The 1,864-nt window shown below is 35.0% G+C and carries 1 protein-coding gene; it reads left to right on the top strand.

Going from position 1 to position 1,864, the window contains the following annotated elements; genetic code table 11:
• Positions 1–886: 886 nt before the first annotated feature.
• On the top strand, positions 887–1,447 hold the full coding sequence (locus H540_RS0122110) for a MerR family transcriptional regulator (protein ID WP_028402418.1): 561 nt from the start codon (positions 887–889) through the stop codon (positions 1,445–1,447).
• Positions 1,448–1,864 lie beyond the last annotated feature (417 nt).

The following is a 1,864-nucleotide window of genomic DNA, read 5'->3' as shown; positions in this document are numbered from 1 at the left end:
ATCTCATTATCGGAAGTTGGCTTGTCTCTGGAACCCGCATCAACTCTACATTTCGTACAGGATATGAAATTTCACGTTATGCATGGTTTTATACATCTTTGTAAAATCAGGCTTTTCCGATACCTATTTGGGTATGTTTCACACCACACTGTTGTATAATATCCTGCATATTTTACAAAGAAACAGTTTACCTATGACTCAGAAATAAGGGTTTGTGTAGCGGTGGATGGTCATATAACAAGCATTAGTAGACATTAAGTAAGCGAATACGATATTACATAAATAATTCTTAGGAGTGACTGTATGATGTATCCCTTTTTTACAAGAATTTTTACCCCTTGGGAACAACAGCTTGAACAATATTATCCGCCCTCTGCATACACATCTTGGCAATTCGAGCAACCTGGACAGATGCCCTCTATTCCTAAACCTTCGTATCATCCATCCCATTATCCTACAATGGTTTACCATTATCATTATCATTTTCCATCGATATATTTTAAAAGTTTTCACGGTACATTTAATATCTAACCAAGATCGTAAAGCCACGATTATGGATGCTCTCACCTAAAAGAAATTCATTAGGGAAGAATGGACCGGTAGAGAAGGAAAGTACTTAATATTTGTATCTCAAAAAAAGCAATGCCAGCATAAGGGCATTGCTTTTCTATTTATTTTTGTTATGTAATTTTGCCAATCCCTGTTAAGCCGAGCTAAAGGGATTCCTTATATCACTAACCTTAGTAGAAGGATACCAACCCGCGCAACCTGAATTAATAAGTACCTAGGTTTTTACTCAGGGTAAAAACCTTGATAAATTTTAAGATAAGGGTTAGTTTACCTAAGTACTTAAGTTTTTATTTAAGTTAGAAAGGTAGGTAAAAACATGGATAAAAGTGATAATCAAGATATAGAAAACCTGGATAATAATTTACTAACGATAAAAGAGATAGCTGCTATTATTGAAGAAACTCCTAACGTGGTTCGGAATTGGATTAAAGAATTAAAACAACACATACCTTTGCAAAAAAATGATGCAGGATACAACGTTTTTGATGAAAAAGCATTGGAACGAATGAAGTTGATTAAACAACTTCATAGAGAACAAAACTATTCTATTAAGCAAATTGAACATTATTTTGCTACTGATGGAGTATCCTTTAAGCCTACCCCAAACAAAGACACAGGAGCGTTGCTAGCAGATGAATTGAGAGGACTCCATGACGAGATTAAAATGTTAAGGGATTATGTTCAAAGACAAGAAGAGTTTAATAAAGCCTTGATTACTAAGCTCCAAGAACAGCAGACATACCTTGATAAAAAGCTAGATAAACGTGATCAAGACTTAATGCAGCTTATAAGAGATACACAAGAAACTAAAAAGCTAATCGCAGCAGCTGAACAAAAACAAAGCTGGTTCTCTAAGCTATTTGGAACGAAAAAATAAGGCACACAGAGTCCGCATCTGCGTGCCTTTTCCATATGGAAAGTATGTATGCTACCTACAAAGGAGGTAAAAGGGGACACACATACATAGTTGTATCTCCTTATTATTATAACATATTTTAACAAATAAATGTTAAATTTAACCTAAAGGGGGTCATGTTCTTATAGGGAAGAACATGACCTGCATACACATGAAGGAAATTCGTTGTTGACACCTTCTTTTTTATAGTCTCCCAAAGCTCCCATTTTATGCAGAATTTCATACATATTTTTGTATTAATACAGGAAATCGCCAGGTCTGAAAAATCCTTTCATATCAACCTTGTATAAAACCATGCATAACGTGAAATTTCATATCCTGTACGAAATGTAGAGTTGATGCGGGTTCCAGAGACAAGCCAACTTCCGATAATGAGAT

The organism is Ectobacillus panaciterrae DSM 19096, from assembly GCF_000430785.1.
Lineage (GTDB): Bacteria > Bacillota > Bacilli > Bacillales > Bacillaceae_G > Ectobacillus > Ectobacillus panaciterrae.
The sequence above is the reverse complement of the archived record's forward strand: the minus strand, read 5'-3'. Positions and strand labels throughout refer to the sequence as shown.